General features: G+C 38.3%; 16 protein-coding genes. 3 read left to right on the top strand and 13 right to left on the bottom strand.

Annotated elements, in window-relative coordinates:
• Position 1: 1 nt before the first annotated feature.
• The 7 genes from rsmH to AC1TPB_RS06000 form a co-directional block, all read right to left on the bottom strand.
• Positions 2–952 carry a 16S rRNA (cytosine(1402)-N(4))-methyltransferase RsmH gene (gene rsmH / locus AC1TPB_RS06030; protein WP_482075674.1) on the bottom strand — a complete coding sequence of 317 codons (951 nt, stop codon included), beginning with the start codon at positions 950–952 and terminating at the stop codon, positions 2–4.
• A gap of 28 nt (positions 953–980) precedes the next feature.
• Entirely contained in the window at positions 981–1,418 is a 438-nt protein-coding gene (mraZ, locus tag AC1TPB_RS06025; protein ID WP_482061272.1) for a division/cell wall cluster transcriptional repressor MraZ, read from the bottom strand.
• A 131-nt stretch (positions 1,419–1,549) separates the two neighbouring features.
• Positions 1,550–2,806, bottom strand: a complete 1,257-nt coding sequence (locus AC1TPB_RS06020; protein WP_482075673.1) for an adenosylhomocysteinase — start codon at positions 2,804–2,806, stop codon at positions 1,550–1,552.
• Positions 2,807–2,972: 166 nt separating this feature from the next.
• Positions 2,973–4,616, bottom strand: a complete 1,644-nt coding sequence (gene bshC / locus AC1TPB_RS06015; RefSeq protein WP_482075672.1) for a bacillithiol biosynthesis cysteine-adding enzyme BshC — start codon at positions 4,614–4,616, stop codon at positions 2,973–2,975.
• A gap of 148 nt (positions 4,617–4,764) precedes the next feature.
• Positions 4,765–5,154 (bottom strand): DUF3397 domain-containing protein, encoded by a 390-nt coding sequence (locus tag AC1TPB_RS06010; RefSeq protein ID WP_482075671.1) that lies wholly within the window; start codon positions 5,152–5,154, stop codon positions 4,765–4,767.
• Between the two features lie 21 nt (positions 5,155–5,175).
• Positions 5,176–6,135 (bottom strand): ketopantoate reductase family protein, encoded by a 960-nt coding sequence (locus AC1TPB_RS06005; RefSeq protein ID WP_482075670.1) that lies wholly within the window; start codon positions 6,133–6,135, stop codon positions 5,176–5,178.
• 109 nt (positions 6,136–6,244) lie between these two features.
• Complete coding sequence (locus AC1TPB_RS06000) at positions 6,245–6,892, bottom strand: RsfA family transcriptional regulator (protein WP_482061277.1); 648 nt, start codon at positions 6,890–6,892, stop codon at positions 6,245–6,247.
• Between the two features lie 268 nt (positions 6,893–7,160).
• On the opposite strand from AC1TPB_RS06000, the gene AC1TPB_RS05995 reads away from it, so the two are divergent.
• Together AC1TPB_RS05995 and AC1TPB_RS05990 are read left to right on the top strand one after the other, a co-directional pair.
• A complete protein-coding gene (locus tag AC1TPB_RS05995; RefSeq protein WP_482061278.1) occupies positions 7,161–7,397 on the top strand; it encodes a DUF2626 family protein in 237 nt (78 codons plus the stop codon).
• A 396-nt stretch (positions 7,398–7,793) separates the two neighbouring features.
• Positions 7,794–8,915 (top strand): coiled-coil domain-containing protein, encoded by a 1,122-nt coding sequence (locus AC1TPB_RS05990; protein ID WP_482075669.1) that lies wholly within the window; start codon positions 7,794–7,796, stop codon positions 8,913–8,915.
• Positions 8,916–9,058: 143 nt separating this feature from the next.
• Here AC1TPB_RS05990 and AC1TPB_RS05985 read toward each other — a convergent pair whose 3' ends face one another.
• Both AC1TPB_RS05985 and AC1TPB_RS05980 read right to left on the bottom strand, forming a co-directional pair.
• Positions 9,059–10,315 carry a hypothetical protein gene (locus AC1TPB_RS05985; protein ID WP_482075668.1) on the bottom strand — a complete coding sequence of 419 codons (1,257 nt, stop codon included), beginning with the start codon at positions 10,313–10,315 and terminating at the stop codon, positions 9,059–9,061.
• A 613-nt stretch (positions 10,316–10,928) separates the two neighbouring features.
• The gene (locus AC1TPB_RS05980; protein WP_482075667.1) at positions 10,929–12,266 is read right to left on the bottom strand and encodes a PhoH family protein; all 1,338 of its coding nucleotides are present in this window, start codon (positions 12,264–12,266) and stop codon (positions 10,929–10,931) included.
• A 98-nt stretch (positions 12,267–12,364) separates the two neighbouring features.
• Between AC1TPB_RS05980 and AC1TPB_RS05975 the strand changes: the two genes are divergently transcribed.
• Positions 12,365–12,955 (top strand): YhcN/YlaJ family sporulation lipoprotein, encoded by a 591-nt coding sequence (locus AC1TPB_RS05975; protein ID WP_482075666.1) that lies wholly within the window; start codon positions 12,365–12,367, stop codon positions 12,953–12,955.
• 480 nt (positions 12,956–13,435) lie between these two features.
• On the opposite strand, the gene AC1TPB_RS05970 is transcribed toward AC1TPB_RS05975, so the two are convergent.
• The 4 genes from AC1TPB_RS05970 to AC1TPB_RS05955 are packed head-to-tail and all read right to left on the bottom strand — an operon-like array spanning position 13,436 to position 15,498.
• Complete coding sequence (locus AC1TPB_RS05970) at positions 13,436–13,699, bottom strand: YolD-like family protein (RefSeq protein WP_482075665.1); 264 nt, start codon at positions 13,697–13,699, stop codon at positions 13,436–13,438.
• Positions 13,696–14,019: a YolD-like family protein gene (locus AC1TPB_RS05965; RefSeq protein ID WP_482075664.1), complete on the bottom strand. Its 324-nt coding sequence runs from the start codon at positions 14,017–14,019 to the stop codon at positions 13,696–13,698. The genes AC1TPB_RS05970 and AC1TPB_RS05965 overlap by 4 nt, the downstream gene beginning before the upstream one ends.
• On the bottom strand, positions 14,016–15,284 hold the full coding sequence (locus AC1TPB_RS05960; protein WP_482075663.1) for a DNA polymerase IV: 1,269 nt from the start codon (positions 15,282–15,284) through the stop codon (positions 14,016–14,018). Before AC1TPB_RS05960 ends, AC1TPB_RS05965 begins: the two co-directional genes overlap by 4 nt.
• Positions 15,277–15,498: a hypothetical protein gene (locus AC1TPB_RS05955; protein WP_482075662.1), complete on the bottom strand. Its 222-nt coding sequence runs from the start codon at positions 15,496–15,498 to the stop codon at positions 15,277–15,279. The genes AC1TPB_RS05960 and AC1TPB_RS05955 overlap by 8 nt, the downstream gene beginning before the upstream one ends.
• Between the last annotated feature and the right edge of the window lie 701 nt (positions 15,499–16,199).

Genomic DNA, 16,199 nt, shown 5'->3' with positions numbered 1-16,199 from the left:
CCTACAGCTTTTCTGCTATTCTTAATTTTGCCGATCTTGCCCGTAAGTTTTGGTCTATTTCAAATTCACTTGGAACAATCGGCTTACGTGTTATTAATTTCAATTTACCTTTTGTACCACAAACGCACATCGGAAAATCTGGTGGACAAGTACATTTCTCCACATACTTCACAAATGTTTGTTTGCAAATCCGATCTTCTAATGAATGGAACGTAATAACCGAGATCCTTCCTTCAGAAGCAGTACAACGAACGGCCGCCTCCAAAGCTTCTTCCTCAGAACCAAGTTCATCATTCACCGCGATACGCAATGCTTGGAATGAGCGCTTTGCTGGATGGCCACCTGTACGACGTGTAGCCGCAGGAATCGCATTTTTCACAATTTCAGCTAATTGCTCTGTTGTTTCAATTGCCTGAGTCTGGCGGATTTTCACAATGGAACGAGCGATGTTACGCGCAAACTTTTCCTCTCCATATCGATCAAGAATGCGAGCAATATCTCGTTCATCCCACTCGTTCACAATATGATAAGCCGTCAATTCCTCATCACGATCCATACGCATATCCAGTGGTGCGTCTTGGTTGTAGCTGAATCCACGTTCAGCATCATCAAGCTGCGGACTAGAAACACCTAAATCGAATAGAATACCATCCACTTGTGGAATACCATTTAACATCGGTACATCACAATGCATTAACTCCTGTTCAAGATAGCGGAAATTGCTACGTACAAGTGTTACTTTATCCATATAAGGGGCAAGCTTAACCTTTGCATTCTCATGTGCCCAGTCATCCTGGTCGAAAGCAATAAGGCGCCCCTGCTCCCCTAGTGATGCGGCAATTAGCTGGCTATGTCCCGCTCCACCAAGCGTACAGTCAACATATATCCCATTCGGCTTAATATTAAGCCCCTTGACTGCTTCCTCCAATAAAACTGTTGTATGCAAAAACACGTTAAATCCCCCAATTCATGTTGTCATTCTAGAAGTTGAAATCAAAGTCTACAAGTTTCTCAGCAATCTCATTAAAAGTTTGCTCAGATTCTTCATAATAGCCTTCCCAAGATGCCTTACTCCATACCTCTACCCGATTTGAAACTCCTAGTACCATACAATCCTTTTCAAGCTTGGCATATTCTCTTAGATGCTGTGGTAAATTAATTCGTCCTTGCTTATCCAGATCACATTCTATTGCACCAGAGAAGAAAAAGCGCGTGAAGGCACGTGCATCTGATTTCATTAATGGTAAAGTTTTCAACTTTTGCTCTAATATTTCCCACTCGCTAGCAGGATATATAAATAAACAATTGTCTAGGCCGCGTGTAGCTACGAAAGTTGAACCAAGTTGGTCACGAAATTTAGCTGGGATAATAATACGTCCTTTATCGTCAATGCTATGCTGATATTCTCCCATAAACATAATTTCGCTCCACCCCTTCCCCTTTTTGCCCCACTTCTCACCACTTTACACCACTAAGTAAGACTATTTCGCCACACAAAAGAAAAATCCTGCTTTTATAAGCAGGATTCTCTAAATATTTTATTTAATTTTTATTCCCAGCTATCAAGATAAGCCACTTGCTCTTGCGTTAAGGAATCAATTCCCATGCCAAGTGCTTCTAATTTCAAATTAGCAACTTGTTGATCAATGTCGTAAGGAACATTAACAACTTGCTTACCAATTGTTTTGTACTCATCATTCACATATTTCAAGCTTAATGCTTGAAGAGCAAATGTCATATCCATAATTTCCGCAGGATGACCATCTCCAGCAGCTAGATTTACAAGACGACCTTCTGCTAGAAGATAGAATTTGCGACCATCTGCTAATTTGTATTCCTCGATATTACGACGAACAGTACGTATACTCATACTCATCGCTTCAAGATCAACTTTGTTCACTTCAATATCGAAATGACCAGCGTTCGATAGAATTGCTCCGTCCTTCATCACTTCATAGTGTTCTTTACGAATAACATCACGATTTCCTGTAACGGTTACAAACATATCACCAATTTTCGCTGCCTCTACCATCGGCATAACATGGAATCCGTCCATGTAAGCTTCAACAGCTTTAATCGGATCAATTTCTGTGACAACAACATTAGCGCCAAGACCTTTAGCACGCATCGCAACACCTTTACCACACCATCCATAACCAGCAACGACTACTGTTTTACCGGCAACAACTAGGTTAGTCGTGCGGTTAATACCGTCAAATACAGATTGACCTGTACCGTAGCGATTATCAAACAAATATTTGCAATAAGCATCATTAACAGCAACCATTGGGAAAGAAAGTGTACCTTCTTTTTCCAATGCCTTCAAACGAATAATGCCTGTTGTTGTTTCTTCAGCTCCACCGCGTACGTTAATCGCATGTTGCTTACTTTCCGTATGCAATAACGTTACAAGATCGCCACCATCATCAATGATTAGATCAGGATTATTTTCTAGCGCCTTCATATTAAGCATTTTAAATTCTTCTGGCGATGGATTATATTTACCGTAAACTGTAATTCCATCCTCCACTAACGCTGCACAAATATCGTCCTGTGTGGAAAGTGGGTTACTTCCTGTAATCGTAACCTCAGCTCCGCCTGCTTGTACAACTTTAGCTAAATATGCTGTTTTCGCTTCTAGATGCAAAGAAATTGAAACCTTCAATCCTTTAAATGGTTGTTCTTTTTCAAACTGCGCACGAACTTCATTCAAGACAGGCATATGGCTGCTCGCCCAATCAATTTTCAAATGTCCTTCTGGAGCAAGTGAAATATCAGTAATAATACTTTTTTCTAAAACCTTCATATTAACCCTCCAATAATTATTCATATTTTATTTAAGCCAACAACTTATTATATGTAATACAAGATAACTTGTCTGTACGCTAAACTTCCCAAGTTCGCTTCCTATTCGATATCGACTACGCTACGAAGCCAGTCATCGTTATCAAAGTCCGCTTTTTGAACTTCCTCTACAAGTGTACTATCTCATGTCCACCTGTCCTACTATACCCTGTCGCAAAAATAGCGTCTAGCCATACTTTATCGTAACGATTCCAATATGAAATCATCGACAGCACTCGCTCCTGCGGTTTACCACTAGGCTTCAATGTAAGCTCAACCCGATCCAATTGACGAATAGCTGCTTCAAATTGCTTCTGCTGAGCATCCACCGTTTTAGCTTCCATATAAGTTATTTGTTCTATAATTTTGTTCATATTCGTATCGCCAAGCTTAGCCAAGCCGCTTTGAATCGAACCAGCAAGTTCGATTAATGGAGCGTACATCGCCGTGAACTGCTCGCGTACATGCCCAAATTGATCAGCGACATGTAATTCATCTTGATCATGTAGCCATTGTTGCTTACACTCTTGGAAATGATCCATCACATCAGCGAACGACAATTCATATTTCGCCATATTTTTAGCAATGATACCTTCTACTAGCGTATAAGACATACGAGGCACAATAATAGGCATTTCCATTCCAAGAACTTCAAACGCTTGTTTGGTTAAACCCCAATAGGAAATTTCACCCGAGCCAAGCACAGTCGCCAATACTGGGAATAAATGATCCTGCATTAGTGGACGTGTTAGCACATTATTGCTAAAGCTTTGTGGCTCATGTTGAAGCAGTTGCTCTAGCTGCTCCATTGTCCAATGATACTGACTTTTGCGATCACGGAATTCACCGTTCTCTTTATAGAGCAGCACCCGATCACTCTGACTTTCTTCTACAAATACGAATAGGTTAGCACTATTAGCCGTTACATCTGCCTGTAAGGAATAGCCCATATCACGTACTGCTTGTGCTGTTTGTAGATAAGCCTGTTCTAATTCATCATTATGCTTCAACAACCGTGCAAACATGCTACTTTCAATGGCCCGCAACGCAGCATCATCTGAATCAATGAGTACTAAGCCATACTGAGCAAATAGCGTACTCAACATATGTCCAAAGAAGTCCGATAATGAATTTGATTTCTCTGCCATTTGTTGAAGTTCTTGAACTAGTTGTTCTTTGAATTCAGATCCAGGTAGTTGCTCAGACAACTCTTCTATTGCTTCTTGCCATTGTTCCGCACTAATCGCCGTTCGGCTTACCGATGTTTTTAATGAAGCATCTCGACCTATACTTAGTTTTTTCAATTGTTGCTCTGGTGAGATCACATAAGTATGATTCACTTCATCCCAATCATGATCTTCGCCAGCAATCCAAAAAACAGGAACGATTTTCTCTTGTAGTTGCTCACTTGCTGATAATGCGGCTTGAATAATAGATACAGCCTTATGGACAACCAGTAATGGTCCCGTCCAAATACCAGCCTGTTGACCACCAATAACTACTTTCGCCCCTTTAGCAATATGAGCGATATTAGCTAATGTTGCTTCGCTAGCGGACAAACGCTCATTGTAAGCTTTAAGTACATTTGCCAACGACTCACTGTTAACGCGAGTATGCTGCAATTCCGTTAATTTTGATGCGCGTTTGACCCAATCCGTATCATTACCAGCATAGTAGCCGTAAAGCTTCTCGACAACCTGCTGCTTACCATTTATATAATCCGCTGATAATGCTTGAGCTATAGGTAATTCATATTTATGTAGATCGACCACTGCCGCACTACCTCCTCGAACTTCAATTAGTTATAGTTACTATACAATATAAAGATAACTCATTACTGCGCTATTGTACAGAATAGTGAACTTTCAAGTCAAAAGAAAAACGTCCCTAGCAAAGTAGAGACGCATGGTGTTTCTTCTATTAGGACACAGTAAATGCCAATTGCAACAATATAATAGCAATAAAAACAATATAGAGAAATGCTGTAACGAAAAACGCAATCCGCCATACGACGCGAACAATTTTTTTCCATGGAATAACGCCATCTTTACGATAGTGCGCATTTCCAAGCAATCCTCCACCGATAATCATCGCTAACAATATTCCATAAATACCAAAATCACTACTAAATAATTCATTAAATAAGGCCCCTACACAAGGTATAAAGAATATGGTAGAAACGTCCATAGCTAGCCGAATCGATTTTTTACGATCTTTCACAAATACGTTGTAGCCTAGATACACTATAAAAAACGGAAATATTGGTATAGTTGCAATTGCTGAAAAGACAGTTCTAATGAAATCCCACATAAGCTACTATTGTTCACTCCCCTATTTTTCAGGATGTAGTGCTAATATTAATTGTACTAGAGCGTTATTAAGAGGTGCTTCATATCCACGATGCGAAGCCATTTCCACGATAGCTCCATTAATCGTTACTATTTCCGTCTCGCGATCAGCCAAAACATCACTTAACATCGAAGAAGTATTGCTAGATGTTGCTTCACAAATATGTAGAACTTGATCAAACCTAACAGCGGCAATTTCCGCTTCTTCTAAAGCTAGAATCGTTCTAGTCTCTTCAAACAACTGTTCCATTATCTGCAATCTTGTACAATCAGCTGGCAATTGACCATTTTTCACACCGAAGAGAGCGGTTAAAGGATTAATAACTGCATTTACAATTAATTTGCGATAGATTGCTTCTCTGATGTTTTTCGACACTAATGTCTTAAATCCTGCCTTAAATAATGCTTCTTCCAATATTTTCTGACGAATACCTTCACAATCACGACGCAATTGATCGCCTAATGTAGTTAGACCAGTTCCTGTATGGTTCACGTAATGAGCTTGTATGGTTAGCGCTGCCTCGCTTGTCACTACAGTAATGATTGGTTTTGTAGTTAGTTCAGCTAATCTCTCGATATGACCAATACCATTTTGAAAGGCTATTAATGTACAGTTCGGATACTGAGCTAAAAGCAACTTAATGTGATTGAGTAAGTCATTACTTAATTGTGTTTGCTTCACGGTAAGTAAAATGTACACTTCCTCTGTTGCCTTGTAATCTAATAAATGCAATGCGAATTCTCGCTCTTGGAGCTGTCTATATGTACCATTCATCACTGTGCTTCTCTGACCTGCTCTATCTTGCAGCGTAATCCCTTCTATTTGTAATAAATGAGCTCGTTCCATCGTTCTTGTCCAGAAGTGCACTACATAACCCGCTTGCAAAAGCTTTGCTCCATATAGATTACCTATTGCGCCATTACCAATGATTTCAAATCTCATTCATAACCACATACCTTTCAATGATCATTACAATAGTTATAAGTTATCGCTCCGCTTAAAGCAACAAAAAAAGTGCTACTATATAGTAACACTTCTTGTCCCTCTTACTCTATTCAATTCTCTCAAGGTTACCATTTGCATCCATCTTGAATCGAGGTTTCTTTTCTTCCTCAGTTGAAAGCACTGTTAATCGCCTTGCACGATCCATGATCTGAATTAATGTTTTGTAATCATCATTCACAGCATGATAATCGGTTTGCACGATATTAACTTCCTTAGCTAATCTTTCATTTTCTTGACGAAGACGATATAGTTCATCTTCACGATCTTTCAATGATTTCTCATAGCTACGAAGTTGGCGTGATAAATCTTGATACGTCATTTTCCATTCGCGTAAAAAACGAATGACCGAATCAATAGATAGACTTTCTTCTATTGAACTTTGTTCCATTCTAATAGGTCTTTCTTCTGTTTCAAACATCGTTATAGATGATACTTGTGGAAGAGAGGCCACTTGTTTCTTCATATAATTACGTTTATGTCTTTGTTGTTTGGCAATCTGAATAGCTTCATCATACTGTTTTCTAACAAAACTATTCCAACGGAACCCACAAGCAGCTGATGTACGACCAATACGTTCACCAACTTCCTCAAAGGCTGAAAGCTGTGTACTACCTTCTCTAATATGGCGCAGTGTTACTTCTGCGAGCATTAAGTCATCATCCTGACTCCATGCATCTTGTCTTATAGCTGTCATGCTATTATAACCTCCTAACGTAAAGGCACTTACTTAGATTCTATGTGCTTAGTAGAGTTCATAGAATCTATTGGTTACTATTTTGTATAACCAATTTCAAAAAAACTCATACATTTTTTCTAATAATCATGTACATACTATGAACAAGTTCACACAAATGATGAAATATTTTCGGAATTTCGACATGGAGTATGTTTACAGTTGTTACCGCTAGCGATATAATGGGACTTAGGAAATTAGGTCGTTCACCATGAAAGGGGGTTGCTGTATGGCACGTATGTATAGAGTACTAGGTTTCTTTTGCTTAGTAATCGCATTGATGGCTTTTGCTGGACATATGTATGAGTTTTCTCTACTATTCTTTGCACAAGCAGTTGCTTTTGCTTTCCTAGGTTATTTGAATTTCTCAGAAAAAGCTTACATAACGATGTTCTGGGGATATATGGTAATCTCGTTTGTCGGATTCACCTATTGGTCAGTATTCCAAATGAGTATTCCTTTCTAAGAACAACAATGATGAAGCAGGTCGTACAAGCTAATTACTTGTACGACCTGTTTGCATTATTAGAGGTAATTCAAAACATCCACTTGTGATCACGATGACTATGCTAACGTAGCTTAGTCGGCGGCGAATATGCCCCCCATCGAAAGCCTGTGTGTGCTCACGTACACAATACGTACGCTGTGCTACTCGTTTCCGCTGGAGGGCATCTTCTTGATGCTGACAAGCGAATGTTTTGAACTTTCATTGAAATAGGTAATTCAAAAAACAGACTTTCATTATATATAGTTGCAAGAAATATTAGGTCGTGCTATTGCATATAATGATGGATAAGGCGATGCTTTTCTTGCAGAGAAGTATTTCATGAAGTAACGAAAAGTTTTAGGAGGGAAGGTAGCATTGAATCTTATTGTGATGAAACCACGTATCATCATATGCTTGCTAGCGGTACTCATGTTTTATACAATGACGATTCCTTCCGCAATTGCTGAGCCAACTGTTGAAACGGTAGCCCCCATACAAACTGAAGATGACGATGATCTTCAACAAATATTACAATCCAGTCTCTCTATCGTTGAATTAGACAAAGAAATAGAACGAATTGGACAAAAGTTAGAAGGTTTGCAACAAACGTTAACGTTAACAGCGGAACAAATCGAACAGCAAGAAGAGCAAATTTCCAACAAACGTGAGCAAGCAGGTAAAGTTCTACTCGCTTACTATATGGGTGAACGCGATGGAATCATTTTTAATTTGTTAAAAAGCGACTCATTCGAAGGTTTTCTACTAGCTATCGAATTTATCGAATTAATCTTGTCAAACGACAAACAAATTTTAACTTCTTATGTCGATGAATATCGCGTGTTACAATCAAGTTACGATGCTTATAAAGATGAACAAAATAAATTAACAACACTCCAAGAGCAGCTTCAATTACAACGGAATCGTGTAAGCCTACTAGAACAACAAATCGACCAACAATTGACTAGCAGGTCTGATGCTGAACGAATTCAATTACTCATTGAACAATTAACTGCTTTTTGGGAAGAAAAAGGGCTTGTCGAAGTACAAAACTATTTTCAAGAGTTAGCCAAGTCAATGAATGAACTACCAGGTTGGTTACAGGAAAATCAACATTATATTTCCATGAAGGGCTTCAAATACAAGATTGAATTACCTGATGATGCACTTAATAGCTTTTTAAGAGGTCAGAACGAGATGTTCAATGATTTCGCCTTTACTTTCGAGGAAAATTCGATTATTGCAAAGGGACAACGGGATAATATTGAAATTGAACTTAAAGGTCATTATTCACTTGTGGAAAAACCAACAAATTATATTGAGTTTACGGTTGATGAGCTTTATTTCAATGGATTTATATTACCAGATTCAACAAAAAATGAGCTCGAGGCTCAATTCAATTTGAACTTCTATCCTTCATATATTCTCTCTATGCTCCGAGCCAAGTCGGTTACTGTAACTGATGGTACATTGACCATTGAACTTCAATTAGTGATCTAATATATATATATTTGTTTACATACAAAACATGGACCGTCTGCTCGAGACGGTCCACGTTTTTCGTATATATTCTAACTAATAATGGATATAGCTAATGAATCGTACAATTAACTAATGGATAAGTCTGGATTATGACTTACCCATCATCGTAATACTTTGAGCTTGTCCGATAATGTATCTACTCCATCCCACTCCCTCTTCATATTAGCATATTGTTGCGGCCAATTCGGCGATACTTCCATCATTTGCGCTTGAATTAGCTTCTGATTCAACGTAATACCTATATTGGATTCGATAGAATTACTACTTAATCCGAATTCCATATTTCTAGTGGGAGGTTCTTGATATTGATATGCATTTGCACTAGCATATTGCGTAACATGCTCAATCCACTCAATTGCCGCTATCGCTTGTTTACTATTCGCTTGAATAACAAAGCTATATCCATTAAGCCAAGGGACTGGAATGAGTACTTCATTAACGTCATAAAATTCGAATAGTTCTTCTTTATTTATCAAATAATCATCCCATGAAGTCATATAGTAAAGCGGCCAGTTGACATGATCTGCACTTGATTTGTTGGTATTAGTATCTAGCTGGATGTTATCCTCATGCTCAAGTAACCATTGTACAATCGTTAGTTGCTCTTCGCTTAACTCACTATTCGATATACCACTTTGTCTAGCAAGATCGCCATAAGTTAACCAGACTAGCATGGAGTTATAGCTATTATCAGCGATATTAAGTAAATCTATCTCAATATCAGTAGCCTCTACATGGGCAAGCATTTCCAGCATATGATCCCAATTACTGCTTGTTGCTACTTCAACTTGCTCTTCAGCTTCAACTGAATTGTTAGGTGTACTATTATGTAAAGGGTCCTCAGTTGGTTTTATTGCAGCATCAATAGGATCGTCAACAGCATCATCGACCAACTCGCGTAGTAATCTATGAGGGAATATTAGATAGGGGTTACTAGAGTATGGAACACCCCAAAGATAACCGTTCCATTTCAAGGCATCTGTATAACCAGGTAAGTGACTTGTTAATGAATCACTATTCATAAGACGATCTACGGGCTGTAACAACCCTTTCGTAGCAAGTGGTAATATCCATTCATTAGGTATAAGCTGTACATCACCAAGCTCATCTAGCTTAGATCGTTGTTCCCATTGTGAATATTCAAATTGTTCATTATAGACATTCGTCATCGTCACTTCAATATGGGGATACGAATCATCCATTAAAAGACGTAGTTGATCTAACCGTTCAAATTGCACTTCATCTAGTGATACAAATATTTGTATTTGCTCGGTTGCAATAACTTGTTCTCGATCAATAACGATAGCCGCCGGCTCAGCTTTGTTCCTATATAGATCACTTACATAAGTCCAATTCAATTCGCGCGTCAAAAAAATAAAAGCTATTACTATTATTAGTATAGAACCTAGCATCAACAAAATGTATCGTTTATTGAACACAATTGATCTCCTTTACGACACAGAATACTTCTAGTATAGCAATTTACTGGCAGAAAGTATATCGCTTTCATTACTTCAACCTCAATGAAAAAGAGTTTATCCGGCAATAACCCCCTTTACTGACCTGTGTGAAATTAGATTAAAAAGTAGCATATCAAAGTGGTGGTTTCAGGCTAATTAGTGCACCATATGTCCGTCCCTCGCCTAACGAAAAAAACACCAGTTGAACATTCTGCTTTCAAATGTTCAACTGGTGTTTTCCGTATAAGCACATCGTGATCACAAGTGACTGTTTTGAACTACATTACAATGAAGGTTCAAAGAGTGGGCTTTCAGAATCGAGCAGGTGAAGCGTTACTTGAGAACGGCGGAAGCGCAAATGTACGTTATTGGTACATGCGATCCTACAATGTTTCTGCAAGAAACATACATCGGAAGCTTATGCTACACTTTCCAAGTTCGCTTCAGATGCGACGTCGAATATGCTACTTTAGCATACTCATCGTTATCAAAGTCCGCTTTTTGAACTACTTTATAATAAATCTGCGGCTAACTGTGCTAACTTAGATCTCTCACCTTTTTCCAATGTAATATGTCCACTTAGCTGCTCTTGTTTAAACTTCTCTACAATATTTGTTAAGCCATTACTCATAGAATCTAAGTATGGATGATCGATTTGCTCGGGATCGCCCACTAAAACGATTTTGCTGCCTTCGCCAACTCTTGATACAATCGTCTTAATTTCATGACTTGTTAAATTTTGTGCTTCATCAATAATAATAAACTGTCCAGGTATGGATCGACCGCGAATATACGTCAATGCCTCAACGTGAATACTGCCAAGCCCCATCAAAATTTTATCAATATCACCTGATTTTTTTGTATCAAACAAAAATTCAAGATTATCATAGATTGGCTGCATCCAAGGACGCAATTTTTCTTCCTTTTCGCCAGGCAAGTAACCAATATCTTTCCCCATCGGAACAACTGGCCTTGCAATAAGCAGTTTTTTATACTTTCGCTCATCTTCCACCTTCATAAGACCTGCAGCAAGCGCTAGGAGCGTCTTACCCGTGCCTGCTTTGCCAGTCAATGTTACGAGTGGTATATCATCATTCAATAGCAATTCAAGCGCCATTCGCTGCTGTGCATTACGCGGGGTCATCCCCCATGCAGGATCATTACTTAAATATAATGGCTCTAGCTTTGTTGCTTGGGCATTCACCTTTAATAACGCAGATTTGGTAGTCCCCATCTCATCCTTCAATATAACAAACTCATGAGGGTTAAATCGTTGCTTTAATTGCAAATTACTTAATGTTAGAAATCGTTGATTATAAAATTCATCGATAATCGAAGGATGTACCTGCATATTGAAAAAACCTAGATAACGATCATTTTCCTGAATATTCGGGTCACTCATATAATCTTTTGCTTCCAGGCCAAGGACATCCGCTTTAATTCTCATTAGTACATCTTTACTGACGAGTACAACACTTTGTTGCTCATCTTCTGGAAGTAATGCTTGTTCCTTATGATAATTTAACGCAACAGCAATAATACGATGATCATTCGTAATTTCCCCAAACATCTCTTGAATCTGAGCAAAATTACGATGATTTAATTCCACGCGAACAATGCCACCTGTATCCAGCATAATACCTGAGTGTAATTTTCCATCTTCTTTTATTTTATCTAACAAACGAGAAACTGATCTCGCATTACGACCTAATTCATCGGCAAGCCTTTTTTTCGAATCAATTTCTTCAAGTACGATTGCCGGAATAACAACCTCATCATTAGGAAATGCAAAAATCGCTCTCGGGTCATGTAATAATACATTTGTATCAAGCACAATTATTTTCCCCATAATAGTTCCTCCCTATCTTCATCGTTAGCATACATAGCTAACAGCCATTACGGTTACACTATGAAGGTACAATCACGTTATATACAGAGGTGAAACAAATGAAAAAGAAATTAGTCATGATAACAGCTCTGATTCTGTTGTTATCAGGCTGCGGTAGTATGAACAGTAGTAATCAATCACCCTCCACCAATCATAATGAGAATATTAATGCTCAATCAGTTAAGCAACAGAATATCTCTAGCAGCCACAAGGATGCCATTACGCATCTTGAAGCGCTAGCCAAAAGTATTGAAGGAGTTAATGATGCACATGTCGTTATTATGGGAAACAATGCGATAGTCGGTATTGATGTTAACGCAGATCTAGAGAGATCACGCGTTGGGGTAATCAAATATTCCGTTGCCGAAGCGTTTCGCCATGATACATATGGTATCAATGCAATCGTCACAGCCGATATGGATCTTGGTGAACGGATCAAAGAAATTGGGTCCGATATTTCCGCAGGAAATCCTATAATGGGCATCGCTGAGGAATTATCAGATATCGTCGGACGGATCATCCCACAAGTTCCCGCAGATCTTATGCCATCACAAAAAGACCTTCAGTATAAAGCAGCAAACAAAGAGAAAACATACAATACTCCCGACGAATTAGTTAACGATTATGAACAGAACTTAAAAGGAAAATAAATGCACAAAAAGCCTAGCATAATCACTAGGCTTTTTTCGTTTCATATAGAAATAAAGCTATACATTGTAGCTCACATAATACGACCATAGCTCTACCTCCTTCATTTCACTTTAATGTGATAATAGAAGCTTAACTTATGATAGTATATGATATGTTCATGCTACTCATTCATTAACCACTTTCAGTTTTATATTTGTTCATTCATTATAGTTTGTTTTCACACTGAATATGAATATTAACAACATCTATCATTCATATTCATTCGCCTACATTCGGAGTTTTCGTTATTTATTTGTTATTTTTTTTGGATTCGGATAACCGATATATGCTTAGCGGCTATTTCTTCTTTCAACTTTAACAACTCGAACAGTTCCTTCTATATAATAGCATTCGATATATCCATTTTATTATAGTTCTCTAGTTTGCACAATCACTTGTTACAAAAGAGCCTTGATAATTTACAAGGCTCTTCCCTTTATTCAATTATTAGCACTTCTTACCTTCATTATATCCAGAAACGGTACTTTAATTATATCCCCAAAATTACTTACATGTACAAGTCTTGTACGAGAATCCATATCAACAATACGCCCTACAACTTCCTCGCTGTTAAATACTTCTAAGCGTACGATTGTATTTTCTTCTTTTACCTCAACTAGACGTTCGCCTAATTCCTCCAACTCGAATTCATCCCTTGTTGGACGTTTGGGTTTTGAAACATTCTTTTTCGGTTTTGGAATCATTCTTTATCAATCCCTTCTATATCACCTAGTATAAACCACTCGCCATCTATCTTAAATCTACCTATAGGTCGATCTATGCGATCCACAACACCTACAATCAATAACTCTTCATACAAGTGGTACATCTTGATTGTAATCGGTATATGTTGCCATAGAGATTGTTGTAATGCTTCATTAATTATATCTAACTCTTGATCATCCAACTCGATTCTCTTGCGCTGCTTTTGCTCATGCGCTTTTTGTATGATCGATCCTTTATGCTCAGGTAACATCATACGGCTAGATTCCCATAAGCCGTTACCTTCTAACTTTATGCTCATTTGTAATGTCCTCCAATCATTTCTACTCTACGCAGAGCTTGGCCAGCATCCGTAATCGATACAGCTCTAATGATGCTTGTATCCCCGTATCTCAATTTGAGCGCATCAGTCACCTTTTCCAATGCCATTTTTTTATCTTGGTCTGGGTTAAACAAGGACATTTGGTATTCGTCATCCCCTGCTAACTTAGACAAGCTTACTCCCATCTGTCGCACAGGCAGGCCATCCCAGTGCCGATTTAACAACTCAACTGCCGCATGATAAACACTGTTGGTTACGTTAGTCGCATCATCTAGTTTTAACTGTCGGTTAAAGCCTGTTGGCATGTCATAGTTAGCACCTTTGCACGTAACAGATACAACACAAGCCATCAACCCTTGACTGCGCACACGTTGACATACAACCTCAGATAGCTCTAGTAAGATTATTTTGATCTCCTCTACTTTGCTGTAATCCCTCGGCAACGTCATCATGTTACCAACTGACTTAGGCATGTTTGAATGTGTACCTGGTGTAACAGGACTTTCGTCAATACCGTTAGCAATGCGCCAGTATAGTTCAGCGTTGATATCAGAGTTTTTGCCAAGCTTGCGGCGTAATTTATTTTTAAACACATCTAGCGGAGTGTTAGCCAATTCACCGATTGTATATATGCCCATCGACTGCAGATGAAGATTCATTTTCCTGCCGACCATAAACATTTTTTGAATTGGCAGTTGCCACAACGTTTGCTCTAGATCATCTCTAAGCAGTGTATACATGCCTGATTTATTTTTCTTAGCGTAATTATCGCATGCTGTTTTGGCTAATACTTTATTTGTACTAATGCCAAATCTCGTATAAATGCCAGTCGATAACTGGACTTGATGCTGTATCATTTGAGCTAACTCGTCTGGACTACAATTATAATAATCTAAGCTGCCAGTAACGTCCAAAAATTGCTCGTCGATTGAGTAAGGCTCAACTAAATCAGTGAATGACTGATATATCTCAGTGATCTGCATCGATATCTTAATGTACATTTGCATGCGTGGTCTAATTATAACGAGATCCGGACACCTTGCAGCCGCTTCGCCAAGTCGTTGTTCAGTGCTGATACCAAACGATTTCGCTATTGGACAAGCAGCTAGTACTATACCTGATCGTCTTTCGGGATCGCCTGCAACAACAAGCGGACGATTAGCATATTCGGGATGCTCCATCTTTTCAACACTTGCGTAAAATGACTGACAATCCGCAAGCATTATGACTCTTTGCTTACTCACAGACTTTAACTCCCTCAGTATCACTATGCTTAAGTCTCAGCACTTCTATATCTACAATGCCTGATTTACGGAACGATCTTACCTCTTGTGCTTTGTAGCAGTAAGCCATAAAGCGTGCTTCTCCAGCTACTAATATTTTAACATTTCGAATGGATACATTACGCTTACTATCGATATAGATAAGTTGCACGACTTTTCCAATTAGCTCTTGCATAGTATCACTCCTACAGAACATTTGTTCTTATTATATACGAACAAATGTTCTGTTTCAAGTGTCAAATATATCATGTATACTCTTCTTAAAATTGTGAGGTGTTACTTGCGGTGAGGATACATGGCGTTGATTTTTACATCTACGGATACCCCGTCATAGTTGGTCCTAGTACATACGCATATGCTATTGATAAGGATAATAGTGTTTATAAATTGATTTGGTCTACAGCCCACCCAGAGGATGGTACAGCTATAGTTGTGATACATAACAATCGTATATAACGTACAAAGCCACTCATTAATGAGTAGCTATTCGTTTTGTCCACTCTAACTGTAAAGATGGGGACCATTTCTTTGGTCAGGCGGTATATACAGGAATAAAGATTAGAAATAACAATATCCAAACGTTTGAAAAAACATCCTCGCTCACCTATTAAAATAAATTGGATGTCTTTTTTTAAAGCTTGATTTGCCATTTATTTAGACCAATCAATAACTTATAGAAGCGTCACAAATTTATCAAATAGTGCCTGGTTCCTCAACATCTTTAATTTACTTAATAATTCCTTTAATTTTTGTAACAATAATTATTGTATTTATTGTTACAATTTCACTGTAATGATCTTTATTAGTAATTGTTGGGCCGCTCGACAAGTCATAGCAATGAGCAAACTTACATGTGTTAGTAAAAAAAGAAAGGAG

The organism is Paenibacillus sp. Y951, from assembly GCF_056786395.1.
The sequence above is the reverse complement of the archived record's forward strand: the minus strand, read 5'-3'. Positions and strand labels throughout refer to the sequence as shown.

What these genes read in the sequence shown, in the direction of transcription:
- mraZ (WP_482061272.1), bottom strand. Translation starts at nt 1,418, where the DNA reads ATGTTTATGGGAGAATATCAGCATAGCATTGACGATAAAGGACGTATT.
- AC1TPB_RS06020 (WP_482075673.1), bottom strand. Translation starts at nt 2,806, where the DNA reads ATGAAGGTTTTAGAAAAAAGTATTATTACTGATATTTCACTTGCTCCA.
- AC1TPB_RS06010 (WP_482075671.1), bottom strand. Translation starts at nt 5,154, where the DNA reads ATGTGGGATTTCATTAGAACTGTCTTTTCAGCAATTGCAACTATACCA.
- AC1TPB_RS06005 (WP_482075670.1), bottom strand. Translation starts at nt 6,135, where the DNA reads ATGAGATTTGAAATCATTGGTAATGGCGCAATAGGTAATCTATATGGA.
- AC1TPB_RS06000 (WP_482061277.1), bottom strand. Translation starts at nt 6,892, where the DNA reads ATGACAGCTATAAGACAAGATGCATGGAGTCAGGATGATGACTTAATG.
- AC1TPB_RS05995 (WP_482061278.1), top strand. Translation starts at nt 7,161, where the DNA reads ATGGCACGTATGTATAGAGTACTAGGTTTCTTTTGCTTAGTAATCGCA.
- AC1TPB_RS05980 (WP_482075667.1), bottom strand. Translation starts at nt 12,266, where the DNA reads ATGGGGAAAATAATTGTGCTTGATACAAATGTATTATTACATGACCCG.
- AC1TPB_RS05975 (WP_482075666.1), top strand. Translation starts at nt 12,365, where the DNA reads ATGAAAAAGAAATTAGTCATGATAACAGCTCTGATTCTGTTGTTATCA.
- AC1TPB_RS05970 (WP_482075665.1), bottom strand. Translation starts at nt 13,699, where the DNA reads ATGATTCCAAAACCGAAAAAGAATGTTTCAAAACCCAAACGTCCAACA.
- AC1TPB_RS05965 (WP_482075664.1), bottom strand. Translation starts at nt 14,019, where the DNA reads ATGAGCATAAAGTTAGAAGGTAACGGCTTATGGGAATCTAGCCGTATG.
- AC1TPB_RS05955 (WP_482075662.1), bottom strand. Translation starts at nt 15,498, where the DNA reads ATGCAAGAGCTAATTGGAAAAGTCGTGCAACTTATCTATATCGATAGT.